Raw genomic sequence first — 22,715 nt, forward strand, 5'->3', positions numbered from 1 at the left:
ATAGGAAGAGCGGGGCGCGCAAGCCTTGGGGGGCTTTTGCGATTCCCTATTCTCTATTCCCTATTCCTGCGCGTTTACGCGCCCGCGTCAGAGACGCGGTCGAGCAGCCACTGCGCCAGCAGCGGCACCGGACGGCCGGTGGCCATGCCCTTGCGGCCTTCGTCCCAGGCGGTGCCGGCGATGTCCAGGTGGGCCCAGCGCTGGCCTTCGGTGAAGCGCGCCAGGAAGCAGCCGGCGGTGATCGCGCCGGCGTTCTTGCCGCCGATATTGGCCACGTCGGCGAAGCCGGAATCCAGCTGCACCTGGTAGTCGTCCCACAGCGGCAGGCGCCAGGCGCGGTCCAGCGAGGCTTCGCCGGCGGCGAGCAGTTCGGCGGCCAGGTCGTCGTGCTTGCTCATCAGGCCGCTGGCGTGCTTGCCCAGCGCCACCACGCAGGCGCCGGTGAGCGTGGCCGCGTCGATCAGCACCTTGGGCTGGAAGGTCTGCGCCGTGTAGGTGAGCGCGTCGCACAGGATCAGGCGGCCCTCGGCGTCGGTGTTGAGCACTTCGATGGTCAGGCCCGACAGGCTGGTGAGCACGTCGCTGGGGCGGTAGGCGTCGCCGTCGGGCATGTTCTCCACCGCCGGCACCACGCAGGCCAGGTTCACCGGCAGGCCCAGCTTCACCGTGGCGACGAAGGCGCCGAGCACGCCGGCCGCGCCGCCCATGTCGTATTTCATTTCTTCCATGCCGGCGCCGGGCTTGAGGCTGATGCCGCCGGTGTCGAAGGTGATGCCCTTGCCGACGAAGGCGTAGGGCTTGTCGCCCTCGGCGCCGCCCTTGTACTCCAGCACCACCAGTTTGGGCTTGTTGGCCGAGCCGCGGCCCACCGCGAGCAGCGAGCCGAAGCCGAGGTTTTCCATCTCCACGTGGTCGAGCACGCGGCATGCCACCTTGTCCTGGCCTTCGGCGAAAGCCTGCGCCTGGGCGGCGATATAGGCGGGATTGCAGATGTTCGGCGGCAGGTTGGCCAGCTCGCGGGCGAAGCGCACGCCCTCGGCGATGGCCGCGGCCTGCTCCAGGCCGGCCTTGCCCTCGTCGCCGCCGGCAAAGGCCAGCGCGCCCAGTTCCGGCTGCGCGCTCTTCTCGCGCAGCTTGAAGGTGGCGGTATAGCGGTAGGCGGCGTGGTCGGCGGCCAGCGCGGCGATGCGCACGCGCCAGGCGGCGTCGCGGCCGGGAACGTCCACTTCGGTCAGGCAGGACACCGCCGCCTCGATCGGCAGCCGGCCCAGCGCGCGGGCCGCTTCGATGCACACCTTCTGGAAACGCGCGCCGTCGAACGACTTCTGGCCGCCCAGGCCCACCACCAGCACGCGCCTGGCCATCACGCCTTCCGGCGCGAACAGCAGGTTGGTGCTGCCGGCCTTGCCGCTGATGTCCCCGCTCTCCACCTGGCGCTTGAGCGCGCCCTGGGCGGCGGTGTCCACGCGGGCGGCCGCGCTGCTGAACACGCCGTTCTCGTACACGCCCACTACCAGGCAGGGGGTGTCGACGGTTTCGGGAGCGACGGGGCCGAGGCTGAACTGGAGCGTCATCGATAAGATCCTGCGGAGGTCCTGCCGGAGCGGCGGACAGGCTAGACTTGGGGTTTGCCGGACCCGAGCGGGCGCGGCACGGAGCCTTTAACTTTACCTCATGCTGAGCATCCTCGACCGATACTTCCTGCGGGAACTGGCCCAGACGGTCGCCGCCGTGGCTATCGTGCTGCTGGTCATCATGGCCGGCTCGGCATTCGCGCGCGTGCTGCAGCAGGTGGCGAACGGCAGCTTTCCGGCCAGCGTGATGTTCCAGGTGCTGGGCCTGAACATGCTCGACGGCCTGTCCAATCTGTTGCCGCTGGCCGGCTTCCTCGGCGTGTTCTGGGCGCTGGGCCGCATGTACCGCGAAAGCGAGATGCACGTGCTGGCGTCTTCCGGCATGGGGCCGATGGGCCTGCTGCGTCCGGTGGGCATCCTGGCGCTGGGGCTGGCGCTGCTCTCGGGCATCGTGTCGATGTGGCTGGGGCCGTGGGCCGCGCGCACCTCGGATGCGCTGGTGGCCAACGCCAACCGCTCGGTGATCGCCGCCGGCCTCGACGCCGGCCGCTTCACCCAGTTGCCGGGCAAGGGCGGCATCATCTTCGTCGACAGCCTGAGCCGTGACGGCAGCGTGCTGGGCAACACCCTGATGGTCACCGAGCGCCCCGGCAAGGACAACGGCCCTGCGGTGCTGAAAGTGGTCACCGGCCGCAGCGGCCAGCTCTATCAGGACACCAGCGGCGACGGCCGCTATCTGTCGCTGCACGACGGCTGGCAGTACGAGATCCCGCTGGGCGCCGACAACTGGCGCAAGATGAGCTACGCGCGCAACGACGCCGCGCTGTCCAGCGTGCAGAACGACGACAGCGACGAAGATCCCGCGCACACGCTGGACACCATCGCGCTGTCGCGCGTCACCAGCGCCGACGGCCGCGCCGAGTTCGCCTGGCGCATCACGGTGCCGCTGATGGCGGTAGTGCTGATGATGATGTCGCTGCCGATGTCCAAGCAGAGCCCGCGCGAACCGCGCTACGGCCGCATGATGCTGGCGGTGGCCGCGTTCTTCCTCTACTTCAACCTGCTGGCCCTGTGCCGCGGCCAGATCATCAAGGGCCATTGGCACAACGCCGGGCCGCTGTGGCTGGTGAGCCTGCTGATCCTGGCCGGCGCCGCGTGGATGTTCCGCAGCCAGTACGTGGCGCGCGCACCGCGCAAGGCTAAAGCGTGATGGCCGTGTCGCTCCGGCTCAAGCGCGTGGACTGGCTGATCGGCACCACGGTGCTCGGCTCGCTGCTTACCGTGTGGCTGCTGCTCACCGGCCTGGACGCGGTGCTGCAGTTCCTGCGCCAGCTCGCCTCGGTGGGCAAGAACGGCTACACGCTGACCAATGCGGTGGTGTACATCCTGGTCACCTTCCCGCGCCGCATGTACGAGATGTTCGGCCACTCCGCGCTGATCGGCGGCCTGCTCGGCCTGGGCGGCCTGGCCGCCAGCGGCGAGCTGACCGCGCTGCGCGCGGCGGGCATGTCCAAGCTGCGCATCGGCGTATCGGCCGTGGGCGTGGTGGCGGCGATGATCCTGGGCGTGGTGATCCTGGGCGAAACGGCCGCGCCGTGGGGCGACCGCCAGGCGCAGGCGATGCAGCTGCGCATGAAGTCCAGCAATATCGGCATGGCCGGCAATATGGGCCTGTGGGCGCGCGACGGTGACCGCGTGATCAATGCCAAGGCCGCCATGGCCAAGCAGCACGAGGAGCGCAGCACGGTGCAGCTGGCCGACGTGCGCGTGTTCACGCTGAGCAAGGACGGCCAGCTCACCCGCTTCGATTGGGCCAAGACCGCCGAGCACGACGGCCGCCACTGGATCATGAGCGACGTGCGCAGTACTACGCTGGATGATGCGGGTACGCACAGCAAGGTGAGCCCTAGGGAGCAGTGGGATTCGAGTTTGAATCCGCAGGTGCTGGAGCAATCGGTGATTCAGCCGCAGTATCTGCCTATGCGCGATTTGCGGCGGAATATTCGCTATCTGGAGGCGAATAACCAGAATCCTGGTGTGTATGCGGTGGCGTTCTGGACGCGGGCGTTGTATCCGCTGAATGTGCTGGTGCTGGTGTTGTGTGCGATGCCGTTTGCGTTTGGGACGCTGCGCTCGGGTGGCTTGGGTAAGCGGATGTTTATTGGCATTCTGCTGGCGATCGGGTGGTATTTCCTGCAGAAGGCTATGGTGAATTTTGGCACTGTGTATGGCGTGCCGCCGATGTTGGCGAATTTGTTGCCGGCGGTGATTTTGGCTGTCGCGGCGTGGTTGTACTTCCGTAAGCACGGGTAGTGCTCTTCATTGCGACCTGCTCGTCATCCCGGCGTAGGCCGGACGAGCGCGTAGCGCGAAGAACGCCCGTAGGGCGGCCCCGAAGGGGTGAGCGAAGCGAATCATCCAGTAACGGTATCGTTTGGTTTTCGCGGTGACGCGAACTGGCCGCTTATGCAGCGGGCATTTCGGACGCCTGCCGGCGCCCGAGTCACTTTTTCTTTGCTGGCCCAAAGAAAAAGTAACCCAAAAGAAATGGCCTGAGAGCCAAGGCTCGCGACGCGACTAGAAGGAGCGGTGGGCGGCTGCGGTAACCTGATTAACCTGGGTCTACACGAAACCACAGTGCGTTTACGTAGCGGGTGCTTCAACGTGCCGTGGCGAAGAGGATGTTCAAGGACTGGCGCCGGCCTTTGCTCTTCGTTCCTGCTTACCTCACGCCATCACCCCTCTCCCCTCCGGGGAGAGGGCAGGGTGAGGGGCCGGGGCTCGCGTTAACGCCGCATCGGGCGCTACTTCACCTCTTCCGCATCCGGCGCAAACTTTCCCTCCTCAGCCAGCCGCGCGAACAGGCCGCCGCGCCGAATTAATTCGTCGAAGCGGCCCTGTTCGATCAATCTTCCCTGATCCAATACCAGAATCAGATCCGCATTGCGCACTGTGGAAAGGCGGTGTGCGATGACGAAAGTCGTGCGGCCGCGCGTCAGGGCATCCAGCGCTTTCTGGATGCGGGCTTCGGTGGTGTTGTCCAGGGCGCTGGTTGCTTCGTCCAGTACGAGGATCGGGGCGTTCTTCAGCATGGCCCGTGCGATGGCAAGGCGCTGGCGTTCGCCGCCGGACAGTGAGCGGCCGCGTTCGGCCACCATTGTTTCGTAGCCTTCGGGTTTGCGTGCGATGAATGCGGCTGCTTCCGCGGCAACTACGGCGGCCTCGATTTCGGCGTGGTCGGCGTCGGGTTTGCCTACGCGCAGGTTGTCCAGGATGGAGCGGTAGAACATGCCGGGGTCCTGGAATACCACGCCTACGTTCCAGCGCAGGGATTCCAGGGTGATGTCGCGGATGTCGTGGCCGTCGATGGTGATGCGGCCGCCGCTGGGGTCGTAGGCGCGGTACAGCAGGCTGAGTGCGGTGGTCTTGCCGGCGCCGGTGGGGCCGACCAGGGCAATGGTGGTGCCGGGTTCGGCGCGGAAGCTCAGGTCGTGCAGCGCGGGCTGTACGGGGTCGTAGCCGAAGCTCACGTGTTCGAATGCTACTTCGCCGCGCACCGCGGGCAGGTCCTTCGCGCCGATGGCGTCGACCACGCCGGGGCGTTCGTCCAGCACGGCGAAGTAATCGCGCAGCGACTGGCTCTGGAAGAACAGGCCGGAAATGAAATTCGCCAGCTGCTCCAGGCGGCCGATCAGCATCATCGAGAAACCCACGAAGCTGACGATGCCGCCCACCGTCACCTCGCCGCGCGCATGCAGCGCGCTGCCCAGCGCGAAGATCGCCACGATGGTGAGCGTGCTCGCCGCGCGGTTGAGCACCGACAGGATGGCCCAGCCGCGCAGCACCGGATACTGCGCATCCAGCACGCGGCGCATCATGTCTTTCAAAGCAGCCGATTCGGCGGCCAGGCGGGTGAAGCTCTGTACCACCGTCACGTTGCCGAACACGTCGCCGGCGCGGGTGGCGATCTCGTGGTGCAGTTCCTCCACTTCACCTTGCGCGCGGTGCGTGCGGCGCACCGCCACCGCGTTGAAGGTGGCGAAGCTCAGCATCAGCGCCACCATCAGCAGTGCCAGTTTCCAGTTCATCCACAGCGCCAGCGGGATCATCACCACGATCGCCAGCAAGGTGGCCAGCTGCTCGCGGAAGAAGCCCAGCCACAGGCCGAACAGATTGCCCACGCCATTGTTCATGATGCGCGCGAGCCGGCCGGTGTGGTGCTCGCTGTGGAAACCCAGCGAGAGCGCCGCCGCATGCTCGAAGAACAGCGCGATCGCCGCGAGGCGGCGGCGGTGCGCGAGGCGGTCCGCATGCAGCGACACCCACACGCCGGCCAGCACGCCGCCGAAGCCGACCACGGCCCACCAGGCGATCAGGCGCGGCGCGCTTTTGGCTGAAGGCGCGGCCAGCGCATCGACCACCCGGCCGAACAGCACCGGCTCCAGGAAGAACACGCCGGCCAGCGCGAGATTGGCCAGCGCCAGCGATATGGCCAGCTTGCGCTCCGGCGCCAGCAGGCCGAGCACGCGCAGGTAGAGGCGCAGGAAGGACAAGGCGACGGCTTCCCGTAAGGCGCGGTATCGCGTGGCGCGTAGCATCGCATGGGGCGGCGCGCGGCCGGAATTCGGCCACATCGGCTAGGGCTGGTGGTTACCATAACTTTCAATCTGAAGTGTCCTTCTCCCTTTGGGAGAAGGTGGCGGCAGCCGGATGAGGGTTCGGCCGGAGCGGTGCACATCACTCTTCCGCTCCGCCCGTACCCTCACCCCAACCCCTCTCCCGGAGGGAGAGGGGCTCAGCGTCGTGGCACCACCGACGCCGCGGTATTCCTCGACACTCAAGGTGAAACCCTTCTCCCTCCGGGAGAAGGGGGCGGCAGCCGGATGAGGGTTCGGCCGGAGCGGTGCACATCACTCTTGCGCTCCGCCCGTACCCTCACCCCAACCCCTCTCCCAGAGGGAGAGGGGCTTTGCACCCCGCACTCTGTGACGCACACATCACCTCCGCGTCACAAACCCCCTCTAACCTTCGGCGCTTTCGCCACCCGTTTTGGGCGGCTTTCTGGGGGCGGCCCGTCCGCCGAACAAAGGGAAAAGGAACGACATGAACGTCAGTCCGCGCGCGCGGCTGTTGCCGCTGCTCATTGCCTCGCTGCTGGCCGCTCCGGCCTTCGCGCAGAACACCTCCTCCTCGCTCAGCGGCCGCGCGCTCGACGCGGCGGGCCAGCCCGTGGCCGGTGCGCGCGTGCAGATCGTGCACGTGCCCTCCGGCACCACCCAGGTGGTGAGCACCGATGCCGACGGCCGCTACAAGGCGCAGGGCCTGCGCGTGGGCGGTCCGTTCGACATCACCGTGAGCAAGGACGGCCAGGCTTCCGCCGAGAAGGACGGCGTCTACCTGCAGCTGGCGCAGGAGACCACGCTGGACCTGAGCCTGGGCGCTGCCGCCGCCCATGCCACCAACCTGCAGGGCGTGCAGGTCAGCGCCGACAGCTCGGCGGTGGCGATGGCGCAGATCTTCCAGCCGGACGCCAGGGGCATCAGCACCCATGTCTCGCAGCGCGAGCTGAAGGTGCTGCCGATTCCCAACCGCTCGATCCAGGACATCGCGCGGATGGACCCGATGATCACGGTGACCAACAAGAGCAAGGGCGAGATCTCCGCGCTCGGCCAGAACAGCCGCTACAACAACATCAGCATCGACGCGGTGCCGACCAACGATTCGTTCGGCCTGGAAGACAACGGCCTGCCGGCGCTCAACCAGCCGGTGGCGCTGGATGCGATCGAGGAATACAACATCTCCACCGCCAACTACGACGTGGCCAACAAGCGCGCGGTGGGCGCGGCGATCAATATCGTCACCAAGAGCGGCACCAACGATTTCCACGGCTCGGCCTACTACGCCTACCGCAACGCGGACGGCTGGGTGGGCAAGGACCGCGCCGGCAACCCGTTCACGGGCTACAAGCGCCAGTGGACCGGCGGCGCCACCTTCGGCGGCCCGATCATCAAGGACAAGCTGTTCTTCTTCGCCAACGTCGAGGAATCCAAGACCATCGCCGCCGCGCCGAACTTCGGGCCGCAGGGCTCGGGCAAGGGCAATATCGTGCCGATCGCCCAGACCGACATCGACCGCATCAGCCAGATCGCCAGCCAGCTCGGCATGAAGCCCGGCGTGGTCAATGCCGCCGGCGCCGACCAGGACGAGAAGCGCGCGCTGTTCAAGCTGGACTGGAACATCGCCGACGGCCACCGCGTGAGCTTCCGCTTCGACCGCGTCAAGAGCACCCAGCCCAACCTCAACGGCTACAGCACCTCGTCCACCACGCCGAGCCTGAGCCTTTCCAGCTACTGGTTCACCAAGCACCGCCAGAGCAAGCAGTACGTGCTCAATGCTTACGACGCCTGGACCGACAGCTTCTCCACCGAGGCGGCGGTGTCCTACACCACCTATGACGCCACGCCGGTGCCGTTCGCGCAGCAGCCGCAGGTGCGCGTGTTCACCAACGGCAACATCAGCGGCAGCACCATCACCGGCCCGAGCGTGTACCTGGGCGAGGAAGAGTTCCGCCACTACAACATCCTCAACATCAAGAGCCTCAACACCTTCTTCGCCGGCACCTGGGCGCTGGGCGACCACAGCGTGAAGGTGGGCTTCGACTTCCAGCGCGACAAGTTCTACAACCTGTTCGGCCGCACCGAGTTCGGCGCGTACACCTTCCCCAGCATCGACGCCTTCGCGGCCGGCAACTGGTTCCAGTACTCCGTGTTCCGGCCCACCGACGGCAACCTGCAGAGCATCGCCGCGCGCTGGACACTCAACCAGTGGGGCTTCTTCGCGCAGGACACCTGGCAGATCGGCAACCTGTCGCTGCAGTACGGCTTCCGCTACGACCTGCCCAAGGTGAGCAGCACGCCGCTGGCCAATCCGGTGTTCAATGCCGCTTATCCGGGCACGCCGAACAATGCCAGCTTCGACGGCAACGGCCTGTTCGAGCCGCGCATCTCCTTCAACTACAGCTTCGACGGCGAGCGCGCGATGCAGCTGCGCGGCGGCGTGGGCTTGTCCGAAGGCGCGCCTCCGGGCGTGTGGCTGTCAAACCCGTACACCAATAACGGCGTGTCGCTCACCAGCTACTCGGCCTCCAATGGCGTGGGCTTCTCGGCCGATCCGAACAACCCGCTGATTCCGGCCGGCGCACGCAAGGGCGGTTCGCCGGAAGTGGACGTGACCGATGCCCGCTTCCGCATGCCCTCGGTGTGGAAGGCCAGCCTGGGCTTCGATCGCCAGCTGCCGTGGTGGAACACGGTGTTCACCGCCGAGATGGAGCATCTGTCCACGCGCGACGGCGTGTACTTCCAGGACCTCAACCTCGGCCGCGCCAACGGCGCCCTGCCGGACGGCCGCCTGAGCTACTGGAACACCACCGACCCGAACGCCTTCCTGGTCACCGGCAAGAGCCCCTCCGGCCAGTCGCTGTGCGCCACCGCCGACCGCAGCTGCGCGGTGGCGCGCGCCAACCGCGACCAGCGCTTCGGCAACGTCATCTATCTGAGCAATACGCGCAACGGCTCGGCCGATTACCTGACGCTGAAGCTCACCCGCCCGTTCACTGCCGACTCCGACTGGTCCGGCTCGCTGGGCGTGGTGTTCGGCCGCTCCACCGACGTCAGCTCCGGCAACGAGAAAGTGGCCGCCAGCACCTGGGCGAACGACGCGGTGTATCAGCCGAACGCGGACAAGGCCAGCCACAGCAACTTCGAGATCGCGCGCCGCGTGATCGCCTCGCTGACCTGGCAGCACCGTTTCTTCGGCGACTACACCACCAGCATCAGCGCGTTCTACGACGGCCATACCGGTCAGCCGTACAGCTGGGTGTTCGGCAACGACGTCAGCGGCATCAAGCCGGCCGGCCTCTCGGCGCCGCCGGGGCTGATGTATATCCCGCGTCCGGGCGAGGTGCAGTTCCAGAAGGGCACGCCGCAGCAGGCGATCGACCAGTTCTATGCGTTCATTCAGCGCGACGACTACCTGCGCGACCACCAGGGCAAGGTGGCGGGCCGCAACGGCGCGCACTCGCCATGGGTGAACGAGCTGGATCTGGCCTTCCGCCAGGAGATCCCCGGCCTGTTCAAGGGCAACAAGGGCGAGCTGCGGCTGGACCTGTTCAACGTGCTGAACATGGTGAACAAGCGCTGGGGCCAGGTGCGCGACGTGGGTTATCCGTACATGCGCAGCCTTGCCAACTTCGCGGGTGTCGACCCGGCGACGGGCAAGTACGTGTATGCGCTGCCCACCGACAAGAACGGCAACTTCAACAGCGGCGGCTATGTGCTGGAAGACGACCGCGCGCAGTCGCGGTGGTCGGTGCAGGCGACGCTGCGGTACACGTTCTGAGCCAAGCTGCAGGCTCGCCCCACGCAGGTTGGGGTGAGCCGAAGGCAAACTCCAGCCATCCGATGCACCCGACCTTGGGGTTCGCCTGCGGCTCACCCCAACCTGCGCCGACGCGCTATTTCAGCGAGGCCTGGGGGCCGGGTGTCGCCATCTATTCGCAAGAAATTGCCCGCGGCGCGCGAGAGCGGTAAACCCGTTTTGAGCAGAAAGCGGCACGCAGCCTGTGCCGCTTCCCTCCATGCTCGGGCCATGTTCGGAAAAGACCTGCGCCCGTCTACGGCCATTTTACCCCCGTGCCGTTAGTCCAATTGACCGAGCCGTCATTTCGGTTCAATAATGAGAATGATCGTTCACTCTTGTTCTGCCGCCCCTCCCCATCGGCAGGGACCGAGGTCTCTCATGTCTTCAAATCGCAGTTTCTTGCGCGGCCTGGCCCTGACGGCCCTGGCCGCTTCCGTCCTTACCCTGGCCGCCTGCAAGGGCCAGCAGGCGGCGCCGCAGCAGGGCGGTCCCGCCGAAGTCACGGTGGTGACGCTCAAGCCGCAGGCGGTCACCGTCACGCGCGAACTGCCGGGGCGCACCAGTGCGTTCCAGATCGCCGAAGTGCGGCCGCAGGTGAACGGCATCGTCAAGCAGCGCCTGTTCGAGGAAGGCGCGCTGGTGAAGGCGGGCCAGCCGCTGTACCAGCTGGATGACGCGGTGTATCGCGCGGAAAACAACAACGCCAAGGCCACGCTGGCGAAAGCGAAGGCCGCGCTGTATTCGGCGCAACTCAACGCCAGGCGCACCAGCGAGCTGGCGCGCATCGACGCGGTGAGCAAGCAGGACGACGAAACCGCCACCGCGACCTGGCGCCAGGCCGAGGCCGACGTCGCCGCCGGCCAGGCGCAGGTGGAAAGCACCGGCGTGAACCTGGCCTTCGCGCGCATCGTGTCGCCGATCACCGGGCGCATCGGCAAGTCCGCGGTGACGCCGGGTGCGCTGGTCACCGCCAACCAGGCCGAGCCGATGGCGCGCGTGCAGCAGATGGACCCGATCTTTATCGACGTCACCCAGTCCAGCGGCGAGCTGCTCGATCTGCGCAAGCGCATCGCCGCCGGCTCGCTGAAGGAAGCCGGCGGCACGCCGGTGAAGATCCTGCTCGAAGACGGCAGCACCTACGCGCACGACGGCAAGCTGCAGTTCGCCGACGTCAGCGTCGACCCCACCACCGGCAGCTTCGCGCTGCGCGTGATCGTGCCCAATCCGGAAGGCGTGCTGCTGCCGGGCATGTACGTGCGCGCGGTGCTCGACAAGGGCAGCAATCCGCGCGGGCTGCTGGTGCCGCAGGCGGGTATTTCGCGCGATCCGAAGGGCGGCGCCACCGCCATGGTCGTCGGCAAGGACGGCAAGGCGGAACTGCGCGAAGTGCAGGTCGGCCGCACCGTCGGCGACCAGTGGCTGGTCGAAGGCGGCCTGGCCGCCGGCGACAAGGTGATCGTCGAAGGCCTGCAGACGATCCAGCCCGGCACGCCCGTGCACGCCAGCGAAGCCGGCGCAGCCGCTGCTGCCGCCGCCGGCGGACACGCGGCCGCCGCGGCGCACTGAGGACTCATACCCATGGCACGCTTTTTTATCGATCGCCCCATCTTCGCCTGGGTGATCGCCATCATCGTGATGCTGGCCGGCACGCTGTCGCTGCTGCGCCTGCCGGTATCGCAATACCCGGTGATCGCGCCGCCGCAGGTCACCATCAACGCCAACTATCCCGGTGCGTCGGCGCAGGCGGCGGAAGACTCGGTGACGCAGATCATCGAGCAGAACATGAAGGGCCTGGACGGCCTGCTGTACATGTCCGCCACCAGCGATTCCGACGGCGCGGTGCAGGTCACGCTCACCTTCGAGAACGGCACCAACCCGGACATCGCCCAGGTGCAGGTGCAGAACAAGCTGCAGCTGGCCACGCCGCTGCTGCCGCAGATCGTGCAGCAGCAGGGCATCAACGTGGTGAAGTCCAGCTCCGGCTTCCTGATGGTGGTGGGCTTCGTATCCGAGGATGGCCGCCTGGACGGCGAAGACATCTCCGACTTCGTCAATGCCCATCTGGTCGACCCGCTCAGCCGCGTGGCCGGCGTGGGCAATATCGAAGTGTTCGGTTCCAAGTACGCCATGCGCATCTGGCTGGACCCGAACAAGCTCGACACCTACAAGCTGACGCCGCCCGAAGTGGTGGCCGCGCTGCGCGCGCAGAACCAGCAGGTGGCGGTGGGCCAGATCGGCGGCAACCCCGCGGTGAAGGGGCAGCAGATCAACGCCTCGGTGATCGCGCAGCAGCGCCTGCAGACGCCGGAGCAGTTCCGCCAGATCGTGATCCGCAGCAATACCGACGGTTCGGTGCTGACCCTGGGCGACGTCGCGCGCGTGGAGCTGGGCCTGCAGGACTACGGCTCGGCCAGCAAGTACAACGGCAAGTCCGCCACCGGCATCGCCGTCTCGCTCACCTCCGGCGCCAACGCGCTGGCCACGGCCGAGCGCGTGAAGGCCGCGCTCAAGCAGATGGAGCCCTCGTTCCCGCGCGGCGTGAAGTCGGTGATCGCGTTCGACACCACGCCGTTCGTGCGCGTGTCGATCGAAGGCGTGATCAAGACCCTGCTCGAAGCGATCGTGCTGGTGTTCCTGGTGATGTACCTGTTCCTGCAGAACTTCCGCGCCACGCTGATCCCGACCATCGCGGTGCCGGTGGTGCTGCTGGGCACCTTCGGCGTGCTCGCGGCGATGGGTTATTCGATCAACATGCTCACCATGTTCGCCATGGTGCTGGCGATCGGCCTGCTGGTGGACGACGCCATCGTGGTGGTGGAGAACGTCGAGCGCGTGATGAGCGAGGAGGGGCTGTCGCCGCTGGAAGCCACGCGCAAGTCGATGTCGCAGATCACCGGCGCGCTGGTGGGCATCGCCCTGGTGCTGTCGGCGGTGTTCGTGCCGATGGCTTTCCTGAGCGGTTCCACCGGCGTGATCTACCGGCAGTTCTCGGTGACCATCGTGTCGTCGATGGCCTTGTCGGTGCTGGTGGCGATCGTGCTGACGCCGGCGCTGTGCGCCACCTTGCTCAAGCCGATCGCCAAGGGCCATCACGCCTCCGATCGCGGCTTCTTCGGCTGGTTCAATCGCCGCTTCGACCAGGGCACGCGCAAGTACCAGGGCGTGGTGGGCGCGATCATCGCGCGCGGCCGGCGCTTCCTGCTGGTGTTCGTGGCGATGAGCGCGGCGATGGTGGTGGTGTTCCTGCGCCTGCCCACCTCGTTCCTGCCGATGGAAGACCAGGGCTTTCTGTTCACCATGGTGCAGGCGCCGGTAGGCGCCGCCACCGAACGCACGGCGCGCGTGATGGGCCGCATCGAGCAGCACTTCATGGCCGACCCGGCGGTGGACTCGGTGTTCTCCGTGCTCGGCTTCAGCTTCGCCGGCAACGGCCAGAACGCCGGCATGGCCTTCGTGCAGCTGAAGGACTGGAGCGAGCGCCATGGCGAAGCCGCCAGCCTCAATGCGGTGGCCGGCAATGCCATGGGCGCCTTCAGCCAATACAAGGACGCGCTGGCCTTCGCCTTCGCGCCGCCGGCGGTGCCGGAGCTGGGCAACTCGGCGGGCTTCGATTTCTACCTGAAGGACAACGCCGGCCTGGGCCACGAAGCCCTGGTGGCGGCGCGCAACCAGTTCCTGCAGGAAGCCGCGCAGAGCAAGCTGCTGGCCAATGTGCGCGCCAACGGCCAGGACGACACGCCGCAGTTCCGCATCGACGTGGACTACAAGAAGGCCGCGGCGCAGGGCCTGTCGATCGGCGATCTCAACGACACGCTGACCATGGCCTGGGGCGGCCAGTACATCGACGACTTCATGGACCGCGGCCGCGTCAAGCGCGTGTTCGTGCAGGCCGATGCGCCGTTCCGCATGGCGCCGGAGGATTTCGAGAAGTGGTCGGTGCGCAATGCCGCCGGTGCGATGGTGCCGTTCCGCGCCTTCGCCAGCACGCGCTGGGATTTCGGTTCGCCGCGCCTGGAACGCTACAACGGCGTGTCCGCGATGCAGATCAATGGCGAAGCCGCGCCGGGCGTGAGCTCGGGCGACGCCATGGCCGAAGTGGAAAAACTGGTGGCCAGGCTGCCGGCCGGCGTCGGCCTGGAATGGACCGGGCAGTCGTACCAGGAGCGCGAGGCCGGTGCGCAGGCGCCGATGCTGTACACGCTGTCGGTGCTGGTGGTGTTCCTGTGCCTGGCCGCGCTGTACGAGAGCTGGTCGATTCCCACCTCGGTGCTGCTGGTGGCGCCGCTGGGCATTCTGGGCACGGTGCTGGCGGCGTACTTCCGCGGGCTGGATCGCGACGTGTACTTCCAGGTGGCGATGCTCACCACGGTGGGCCTGTCGAGCAAGAACGCGATCCTGATCGTGGAGTTCGCCAAGGAGAACGTGGAGAAGGGCATGGCCCTGCTCGACGCCACCTTGCTGGCGGTGCGCACGCGCCTGCGGCCGATCCTGATGACCTCGCTGGCCTTCGGCCTGGGTGTGCTGCCGCTGGCGCTGGCCAATGGGGCGGGTTCCGGCGCGCAGCGCGCGATCGGCACCGGCGTGCTGGGCGGCATGGTCGCGGGTACGGCGCTGGGCCTGTTCTTCGTGCCGCTGTTCTTCGTGCTGGTGCAGCGGCTGTTCGGGCGGCGCAAGCGCGCCGTGGGCGGCGTGGCCGTCGCCGGAGATACCTCGCATGAATAAGTCTTTCATTTTGAGTTGTGCGGTCACGCTCGCCTTGGGCCTGAGCGGCTGCGTAAGCCTGGCGCCGAAGGTGCCGGCCGCGCAGCCGGATGTTCCGGCAAGCTGGCCGTTGCCCGAGAACAGCGCGGCGCCCGACGCTTCGGCTCCGGCCGGCAGCCAGGGCCGCACCGCGGATATCGGCTGGCGCCAGTTCTATGTCGATCCGCGCCTGTCCGCGCTGATCGAACAGGCGCTGCACAACAACCGCGATCTGCGCGTGGCCGTGCTCAACGTGGAGAAGGCGCGCGCGCAGTACCGCATCCAGCGCGCGGACCGCCTGCCGTCGATCGCCGCCACCGCGTCGCTGCAGCGCAGCCGCGACATCAACCAGCCGCAGCCGATCACCCAGCAATACCGCGCCGAACTGGGCACTACCCAGTTCGAGCTGGACCTGTTCGGCCGCGTCGCCTCGCTGAGCACCGGCGCGCTGGAGCGCTACCTGGCCGAGGGCGAGGCCAGCCGCAGCGCGCAGCTGAGCCTGATCGCCGAAGTGGCCAATGCCTGGCTGACGCTGGCGGCGGACCGCGAGTCGCTGAAGGTGGCGCAGGCCACGCGCGACACGCAGGAGGCTTCATTCCAATTGACTGAACAACGCCATGCGCTCGGCGCGGCCTCGAGCCTGGATGTCAGCCAGGCGCAGACCACGGTCGAAACCGCGCGCGCCGACATGGCGCGCTACACCGGCCAGGTGGCGCAGGACATCAACGCGCTGCGCCTGCTGGCGGGCGGCGCGCTGGACGAAGCGCTGCTGCCCACCGGCCTGGGCGACGACGCCACCATGCTCGGCGCGCTGCCGGCGGAGTTGCCCTCGGATGTACTGCTGCGCCGCCCGGACATCCTGCAGTCGGAACATCTGCTGCGCGCGGCCAATGCCGATATCGGCGCGGCGCGCGCGGCGTTCTTCCCGTCCATCCTGCTGACCGGCAGCGTGGGCACGGCCAGCGGACAGCTCAACAATCTGTTCGACAGCGGCACCCGCGTGTGGAGCTTCGCGCCGCAGATCAGCCTGCCGATCTTCCAGGGCGGCCGCCTGCGCGCGCAGCTGGCCGGCGCCAAGGCCGATCAGCAGATCGCGCTGGCGCAATACGAGAAGGCCATCCAGGCCGGCTTCCGCGAAGTGGCCGACGCGCTGGCGCTTACTTCCACCCTGGCCGGGCAGCGCCAGGCGCAGGAGGCGCTGGTGGGCGCGGCGGCGCGGGCGGACGAGCTGTCGCGGGCGCGCTACAAGGCCGGCAAGGACAGCTACCTGGTGGCGCTGGATGCGCAGCGCGCGCTGTACGCCGCGCAGCAGCAGCTGATCGCGACGCGGCTGGCCGAGCAGACCAACCGGGTCACTTTGTATAAAGTGCTGGGCGGCGGCTGGAACGAGCGCAGCCCTATCCCCGGTACCCCATGAGCCGCGACGACAAGAACGACGAAACCACCTTGAGCCCGCGCGCGCGCGAACAGCGCGAGCGCATCCTGGCCGCGGCGCAGCACTGCTTCGTGAAATACGGCTTCCATGCCGCCAGCATGGCGAACATCGCCGAAGCGGCGGCGATGAGTGCCGGCCTGATCTACCGCTACTTCCCGAACAAGAGCTCGATCGTGCTGGCCATCATCGAGCGCCAGAGCGAGATGGAGCTGGAGGACATCCGCGCGCTCGGCGCCTCGACCGATCCGGTCGACGCGCTGATGGAATGCTTCGTGGAATGGAGCCGGCCGCGTCCGGACATGCGCATCATGAATGCCGCGCTGTTCCTGGAAACCAGCGCGGAAGCCACCCGCGACAAGCAGGTGGCCACCGCGATCCATCACGCGGACGAGCTGGCCTGCACCGAGTTTCGCCAATGGCTGGAGAAGCCCGCGGAGGAAGGCGGCATCGGCATGTCGCCGGCGATCAGCGAGCGGCGTTCGCTGGCATTGATGCTGCTGGTCGAGGGGCTGGCGGTGCGTGCGGCGAGGGATCCGAAGCTGGATACGGAGTTGTTGCGGGAGGCGTTGGCTGAGGTTGTGCACAAGTTGATGGAAGAGTAAGTACATGGAGCCCTTCGCCCCTCCGGGGAGAAGGTGGCGGCGGCCGGATGAGGGGCGGCCCTTGCGGGGCCATTGCTACGAAGCGAAGAAAAGCTTTTAGCCTTTCTCGACCCTCCGCTCACCGCTCCGCCCGGCCCCTCACCCCGGCCCTCTCCCCGGAGGGGAGAGGGGGAAAGGCGGCGTGCTTGTTCGCGGTCGACGGACGCGCCAAGCTTGGCCTTTCCCCATCGAGGACTGGCCGTGGACTGGGTCGACCTGCGCAGCGATACCGTGACCAAGCCCACCCGCGCCATGCGCGAGGCCATGCTGCTGGCCGAGGTGGGCGACGACGTCTACGGCGAAGATCCCACGGTCAACGCCTTGCAGGCGAAGCTGGCCGATGAACTCGGCTTCGAGGCGGCGCTGTTCGTGCCGACCGGCACGCAGTCGAACCTGCTGGCGCTGATGTCGCACTGCGAGCGCGGCGACGAATACCTGGTCGGCGCCGACGCGCACACTTACAAGTTCGAGGGCGGCGGCGCCGCGGTGCTGGGTTCGATCCAGCCGCAGCCGATTCCGCACGAGGCAGACGGCAGCTTGGCGCTGGACAAGCTGGCCGCGGCGATCAAACCGGTCGATCCGCACTTCGCGCGCACGAAGCTGCTGGCCCTGGAAAACACCTGGCACGGCCGCGCGCTCCCGCTGGATTACCTGCACGCCGCGCAGAAATTCGCGCGCGAACGCGGGCTGGGCTTTCATCTCGACGGTGCGCGGCTGTTCAACGCCGCCGTGGCCAGCGGCGTGCATGCGCGCGAGATCGCGAGCCTGTTCGATACCGTCTCGGTCTGCCTGTCGAAGGGGCTTGGCGCGCCGGTGGGTTCGGTACTGCTCGGTCCCGGCGCACTCGTGGAGAAGGCGCGGCGCTGGCGCAAGGTGGCCGGCGGCGGCTGGCGCCAGGCCGGCATGCTCGCTGCGGCGGCCATCCATGCGCTGGATCATCACGTGGCGCGCCTGGCCGAGGATCACGCGCGCGCCGCCACGCTGGCGGCACGCATGGGCGAGATTGCCGGGGTGAAGCTATTGGGCCATCACACCAATATGGTGTTCGTGGACGTGCCGGCGGCGCATCTGCGCGAACTCGACGCGCATCTGCGCGAAGCCAGGGTGCGCATCAGCATCGGCTATCTGCCGACCTTGCGGCTGGTCACGCATCTGGATATCGACGACGACGGCGTGGAACGCACCGTCGATGCGTTCCGCGCGTTTTTCCGGCATTGAGGCCTCAGGCCGGCGGCTGGTCGAAGCGCTTGATGAAATCGCGCACCTGCGGATAGACCACTTCGCGCCAGCGGCGGCCGCTGAAGATGCCGTAATGGCCGGCGCCTTCGATCACCTTGTGCGCGCGCCGGTCGGTTGGGATCCCGCTGCACAGCGTGTGCGCCGCCTGGGTCTGGCCAAGGCCGGAGATATCGTCCAGCTCGCCTTCCACGGTGAGCAGGGCGCTCTTGGTGATGGCGGAGGGCGTCACGCGTTCGCCGCGCACGTCCCATAGCCCGCGCGGCAGCAGGAACTGCTGGAACACGGTGTGGATGGTGTCGAGGTAATACTCGGCCGGCATGTCCAGCACGGCGTTGTATTCGTCGTAGAACTTGCGGTGCGCCTGGGCGTCGTCCAGGTCGCCGCGCAGCAGGTCGAGATAGAAATCCCAGTGCGAATTCAGATGGCGGCTGGGGTTCATCGCCACGAAGCCCGCATGCTGCAGGAAGCCCGGATACACCTCGCGGCCATGGCCGGGGTAGTTCGGCGGCACGGTGTGGATCAGGTTGCCCTTGAACCAGCTCAGCGGCTGCGTGGTGGCCAGGCTGTTGACACCGGTGGGATTGCTGCGCGGCTCGATCGGGCCGCCCATCATGGTCAGGCTCAGCGGCGTGGTTTCGCCGCGCGCGGCCATCAGCGACACCGCGGCCAGCACCGGCACCGTCGGCTGGCACACCGAGATCACGTGCAGGCGATGCGCGCCGATATGGCGGATGAACTCCTGCACGTATTCGACGTAGTCATCCAGATGGAACGCGCCTTGCTCGGCCGGCACCATGCGCGCGTCGACCCAGTCGGTGATGTACACCTTGTGGTCGCGCAGCAGGGTGCGCACGGTGTCGCGCAGCAGGGTGGCGTGGTGGCCGGACAGCGGTGCGACGACCAGCACCGACGGCTCGTTCTTCAGGCGCTCGATGGTGTCCTGGTCGTCGCTGTAGCGCTTGAAGCGCTTGAGCTCGCAGAACGGCTTGGCCAGCACGGTGCGTTCGACGATGGCGATGTCCTGCCCGTGCGATTGCACCTGGTGGATATCGAACGCGGGCTTCTCGTATTCCTTGCCCAGCCGGTGCAGCAGTTCGTAACCGGCGGCCATGCGCTGCGCGCCGGGCACCTGGGCGAACGGGCCCGAAGGATCGGTCAGCATCTTCGCGCTGGCATCGGCGTAGTGGCTGAGCGGGCCGAGGAAGGCGCGCTGCCATTCGTGAATCTGATAGAGCATGCGGGAAAGCCGGGCGGGCGGAAAAATCCGATTCTACCTGCTCCCGCGCTTCCGTGCTGCGATGCCGCAAGATTGTTATGCCAATGTAATCAGCGCCTTGCGCAGGTTGGGGTGAGCCGGCAGGCGAACCCAACGATGCGGAGCTCCCGGAGATCGCGATGTTGGGGTTCGCCTGCCGGCTCACCCCAACCTACGGTTTGCGGCAGACGAGCAGGATTTCGTCCACGCCCGTGGTGTCGCCCAGCCCCGCGCGCCACTGCAGCGGCCTCTGCATGCGCACCGCGATCGGCATGAACACGCGGTTGTACCACCACATCGCGCGCTCTCTTTTATGCGTGAGGTACCACTGGCCGATCTCGAGCAGGCGCGAGGATTTCGGCTGCATGCCGTAGACCGCGCTCTGCTCGATGCGGAAGCCGTGCTGCGCCAGGCGCGCATGGATGTCGTCCGGCTCGTAGCGGCGGCAATGGCCGACGAATTCGTCGAACGGCGTCCACGCCGCGGTATGCAGCGGCACCGACAGCAGCAAGGTGGCGCCGGGCGCGGCGACGCGGGCGAGTTCCTTCAGTGCGCCGATGTCGTCCGCCACGTGCTCCAGGATGTCGAACGCGCAGACCAGGTCGAACTGTGCATCGGCATAGGGCAGGGCGCCGATGGTGCCGTGCACCGCGCTGGCGCCGTGGCGGCGCAGCTTGCGCAGCGCCTCGGCGCTGAGGTCGACGAAGCAGGTGTCCTGCAGCGGCAGGCGCGGGCGCAGCCCCGGTGCAATCTCCAGCCGGCGCGTGGATGCGGCGGCCAGTTCGCGCACCAGCGGCCAGGTATTGAAGCGCTCCGGGGGCACCAGCCGGGCTTGCGCCCACAGGGGTTCGTAGAAGCCGCGGTTGGCGGCGGCCAGGTCGGCGTCGCTGCGCGGCGCAGGCGCGAAGTGGGTGGGCATCGGGCTAGTGTGGCTCGGGCCCGGCTGACAAGCGAGTGAATGCGGGCGTGAGTTCTTGCGTCAGGCGATGCGCACCACTTCGGTGCCGGCGATCACGTCGTGCAGCGCGCGCCGGCGCGCATTGGTCAGCGCCCAGGCGAAGTAAATGACCCAGGCAATAAGCACCGCCCACAGCGCCACCGACGTGCTGGATACGCGGGCCAGTTCCAGCAGCAGCAGCGGCGCGGCACCCGCCAGCAGACGGATCAGCGCCTGCGCGAAACGCACCCGTCCGCCATCCACGCGCACCAGCCGCAGGCGCCACGGCCGCATGCCCAGCGTCTGTCCGCCGCGCAGCCACGAGGCGATGAAATACGCCGACAGCACCAGCCCCTGCAGCGGCTGGTACCACCATGCCGTTTCCACGTGGCCGGCGGTGGCGATCAGCTGGCCGCCGGTGGCGCGCTGGCAGGCGTAGCCCACCATGGCAAGGATGGCGATTACCGCCCACAGGTCGTAGAACAGCGCCAGCAGCCGGCGCGGCAAGGTGGCGGGCATAAGCGAAGGATTCGGGATGCTCGGGTTCATTCGTCGGCTTGCGTCCGGCGCGCGCTATGCCCAGCATCTCGCGCATGTCAGAGAAAGCCGCAAGTATCGCCGAAGCCGACCAGCGCAGCATCGCCGCCTTCCTGGAGCGGGTGTGGTCGGAGGACGGCCTGTCCGACCGCACCCTCGATGCCTACCGCCGCGACCTCGAAGGCCTGGCCCGCTGGCTGGCCGGGCGGAACTTGAGCCTGAACCAGGCGCGGCGCCAGCATCTGTCCGAATACCACGGCGCGCAGCCGGTGGCGGTGCGCTCGATGGCGCGGCGGCAGTCCTCGTTCCGCCGCTACTACGGCTTCGTGGCGCGCAACGAGCCGGGCTTCGAAGATCCCACCCTGCTGATCGAACGCCCGCGCACGCCGCGCAGCCTGCCCAAGGCCCTGGCGGAGCGCGAGATCGAAGGCCTGCTGCAGGCGCCGGACCTGGACACCACCCTGGGCCTGCGCGACCGCGCGATGCTGGAGCTGATGTACGCCTCGGGCCTGCGCGTGTCCGAGCTGGTCGAGCTGCCGCTGGCCTCGCTCAATCTGCGTCAGGGCGTGCTGCGCGTCACCGGCAAGGGCGGCAAGGACCGCCTGGTGCCGGTGGGCGAGCTGGCGCTGGAGCGGATCGAGGCTTACCTCGCGGCGGCGCGCCCGGTGCTGGCCAAGGGGCGCCAGCCGGCGGCGCTGTTCCTGAGCAAGCGCGGCGAAGGCATGACGCGGCAGATGTTCTGGACCCTGGTCAAGCGCTATGCGCTGCGCGTGGGCATCGTGGCCAAGCGCATCTCGCCGCACGTGCTGCGGCATTCCTTCGCCACCCATCTGCTGAACCACGGCGCCGACCTGCGCGCGCTGCAGATGCTGCTGGGCCACAGCGCGCTCAGTACCACGCAGATCTACACGCTGGTGGCCAAGGAAGGACTCAAGCGGCTGCATGCGCAGCACCATCCGCGCGGTTGAGACGGGTCCGACGGAGCATTTAGGCGGCCTGTGCGAGAATCCGGCCATCCCCCGATCATTCCGTGCCGAACGGAAGCCAGTGAGGTTTGCGATGTTCAAGAATGGATGGCTGGCCCTGTGCGCCAGCGTGGTTTGCGCGGTGGCGTTCGCCCAGCCGGCGCGCGCCGCCGACGATGCGGCCAAGGCCGGTCCCGAGGACACCGTGCGCCAGGCGGTGCTGGGCCTCGCCAGCAAGGTGAAGATCGAATCGATCAGGCCGGCGCCGCTGCCGGGCTTCTACCAGGTGATCGCCTCCGGCCAACTGGTCTATGTGAGCGCCGATGGCAAGTACATGCTCACCGGCAACCTGATCGACCTGTCCAGCAAGAAGGACATGAGCGACCTGGTCTGGGCCGACTTCCGCAAGGCGCAGCTCGACAAGCTGCCCGTCAGCGACCGCATCGTGTTCGGCCCGGCCAAGCCGCGCTACAAGGTCACCGTGTTCACCGACGTCAACTGCGGCTACTGCCGCGCGCTGCACCAGCACGTGGACGACTTCACCAAGGCCGGTATCGCCCTGGAATACGTGGCCTGGCCGCGCGAAGGCGTGACCAGCACCGCGGGCAACCCCACCCCGACCTATACCGAAATGGTCTCGGTATGGTGCGCGGCGGACCGCAAGGCCGCCTTCAGCGCCGCCAAGGAGGGCAAGCAGCCCAAGTCGGCCACCTGCGCCAACCCCGTGAAGGACGAGTTCGACCTGGGCGTGCGCTTAGGCGTCACCGGCACCCCGACCATCGTGGCCGAGGACGGCACCGTGCTCGGCGGCTACATGACCCCCGATCAGCTGATCGAAGCCCTGCAGAAGCGTGGGATCTAGCCGGTCGGGGGCTGAGGTCTCCGCGGTGTAGAGCCCCTCTCCCACCGGGAGAGGGGTTGGGGTGGGGTACGGGCGGACCGTAACGCTGCGCTCCGCCCGTACCCTCATCCGG

15 protein-coding genes are annotated in these 22,715 nt (G+C 67.6%); 10 read left to right on the plus strand and 5 right to left on the minus strand.

From position 1 onward, the window contains the following. Positions 1-74: 74 nt before the first annotated feature. On the minus strand, positions 75-1,574 hold the full coding sequence (locus FHW85_RS07170) for a leucyl aminopeptidase (RefSeq protein WP_168647815.1): 1,500 nt from the start codon (positions 1,572-1,574) through the stop codon (positions 75-77). A 100-nt stretch (positions 1,575-1,674) separates the two neighbouring features. On the opposite strand from FHW85_RS07170, the gene lptF reads away from it, so the two are divergent. Beyond that, complete coding sequence (lptF, locus tag FHW85_RS07175; RefSeq protein WP_167257007.1) at positions 1,675-2,784, plus strand: LPS export ABC transporter permease LptF; 1,110 nt, start codon at positions 1,675-1,677, stop codon at positions 2,782-2,784. Then, positions 2,784-3,887 (plus strand): LPS export ABC transporter permease LptG, encoded by a 1,104-nt coding sequence (lptG, locus tag FHW85_RS07180; protein WP_167257006.1) that lies wholly within the window; start codon positions 2,784-2,786, stop codon positions 3,885-3,887. The genes lptF and lptG overlap by 1 nt, the downstream gene beginning before the upstream one ends. A gap of 491 nt (positions 3,888-4,378) precedes the next feature. Here lptG and FHW85_RS07185 read toward each other — a convergent pair whose 3' ends face one another. Next, on the minus strand, positions 4,379-6,127 hold the full coding sequence (locus tag FHW85_RS07185; RefSeq protein ID WP_168647816.1) for a glucan ABC transporter ATP-binding protein/ permease: 1,749 nt from the start codon (positions 6,125-6,127) through the stop codon (positions 4,379-4,381). A gap of 550 nt (positions 6,128-6,677) precedes the next feature. On the opposite strand from FHW85_RS07185, the gene FHW85_RS07190 reads away from it, so the two are divergent. From FHW85_RS07190 to ltaE, 6 genes are all read left to right on the plus strand, one after another. Next, positions 6,678-9,971: a TonB-dependent receptor gene (locus FHW85_RS07190; RefSeq protein WP_168647817.1), complete on the plus strand. Its 3,294-nt coding sequence runs from the start codon at positions 6,678-6,680 to the stop codon at positions 9,969-9,971. 399 nt (positions 9,972-10,370) lie between these two features. Further along, positions 10,371-11,558: an efflux RND transporter periplasmic adaptor subunit gene (locus FHW85_RS07195; RefSeq protein ID WP_168647818.1), complete on the plus strand. Its 1,188-nt coding sequence runs from the start codon at positions 10,371-10,373 to the stop codon at positions 11,556-11,558. Between the two features lie 12 nt (positions 11,559-11,570). Beyond that, entirely contained in the window at positions 11,571-14,714 is a 3,144-nt protein-coding gene (locus FHW85_RS07200) for an efflux RND transporter permease subunit (protein WP_168647819.1), read from the plus strand. Further along, positions 14,707-16,149 (plus strand): efflux transporter outer membrane subunit, encoded by a 1,443-nt coding sequence (locus FHW85_RS07205; RefSeq protein WP_168647820.1) that lies wholly within the window; start codon positions 14,707-14,709, stop codon positions 16,147-16,149. The genes FHW85_RS07200 and FHW85_RS07205 overlap by 8 nt, the downstream gene beginning before the upstream one ends. Beyond that, complete coding sequence (locus FHW85_RS07210; protein WP_168647821.1) at positions 16,146-16,769, plus strand: TetR/AcrR family transcriptional regulator; 624 nt, start codon at positions 16,146-16,148, stop codon at positions 16,767-16,769. The genes FHW85_RS07205 and FHW85_RS07210 overlap by 4 nt, the downstream gene beginning before the upstream one ends. 240 nt (positions 16,770-17,009) lie before the next feature. Then, positions 17,010-18,026, plus strand: coding sequence for a low-specificity L-threonine aldolase (gene ltaE, locus FHW85_RS07215; protein ID WP_168647822.1), 1,017 nt, complete (start codon positions 17,010-17,012; stop codon positions 18,024-18,026). Between the two features lie 4 nt (positions 18,027-18,030). On the opposite strand, the gene phaZ is transcribed toward ltaE, so the two are convergent. The 3 genes from phaZ to FHW85_RS07230 form a co-directional block, all read right to left on the minus strand. Next, positions 18,031-19,284 (minus strand): polyhydroxyalkanoate depolymerase, encoded by a 1,254-nt coding sequence (gene phaZ, locus FHW85_RS07220; RefSeq protein WP_168647823.1) that lies wholly within the window; start codon positions 19,282-19,284, stop codon positions 18,031-18,033. A gap of 190 nt (positions 19,285-19,474) precedes the next feature. After that, complete coding sequence (locus FHW85_RS07225) at positions 19,475-20,221, minus strand: class I SAM-dependent methyltransferase (protein WP_168647824.1); 747 nt, start codon at positions 20,219-20,221, stop codon at positions 19,475-19,477. A 60-nt stretch (positions 20,222-20,281) separates the two neighbouring features. Then, complete coding sequence (locus FHW85_RS07230) at positions 20,282-20,788, minus strand: RDD family protein (RefSeq protein WP_246866689.1); 507 nt, start codon at positions 20,786-20,788, stop codon at positions 20,282-20,284. A 44-nt stretch (positions 20,789-20,832) separates the two neighbouring features. Between FHW85_RS07230 and xerD the strand changes: the two genes are divergently transcribed. Together xerD and FHW85_RS07240 are read left to right on the plus strand one after the other, a co-directional pair. Then, complete coding sequence (gene xerD / locus FHW85_RS07235; RefSeq protein ID WP_243868244.1) at positions 20,833-21,744, plus strand: site-specific tyrosine recombinase XerD; 912 nt, start codon at positions 20,833-20,835, stop codon at positions 21,742-21,744. A gap of 91 nt (positions 21,745-21,835) precedes the next feature. Next, complete coding sequence (locus FHW85_RS07240) at positions 21,836-22,603, plus strand: DsbC family protein (protein WP_168647825.1); 768 nt, start codon at positions 21,836-21,838, stop codon at positions 22,601-22,603. Positions 22,604-22,715 lie beyond the last annotated feature (112 nt).

Origin of the sequence: Dyella sp. SG609 (assembly GCF_012275375.1) — a bacterium.
In the GTDB taxonomy this organism is placed as follows: Bacteria; Pseudomonadota; Gammaproteobacteria; order Xanthomonadales; family Rhodanobacteraceae; genus Dyella_D; species Dyella_D marensis.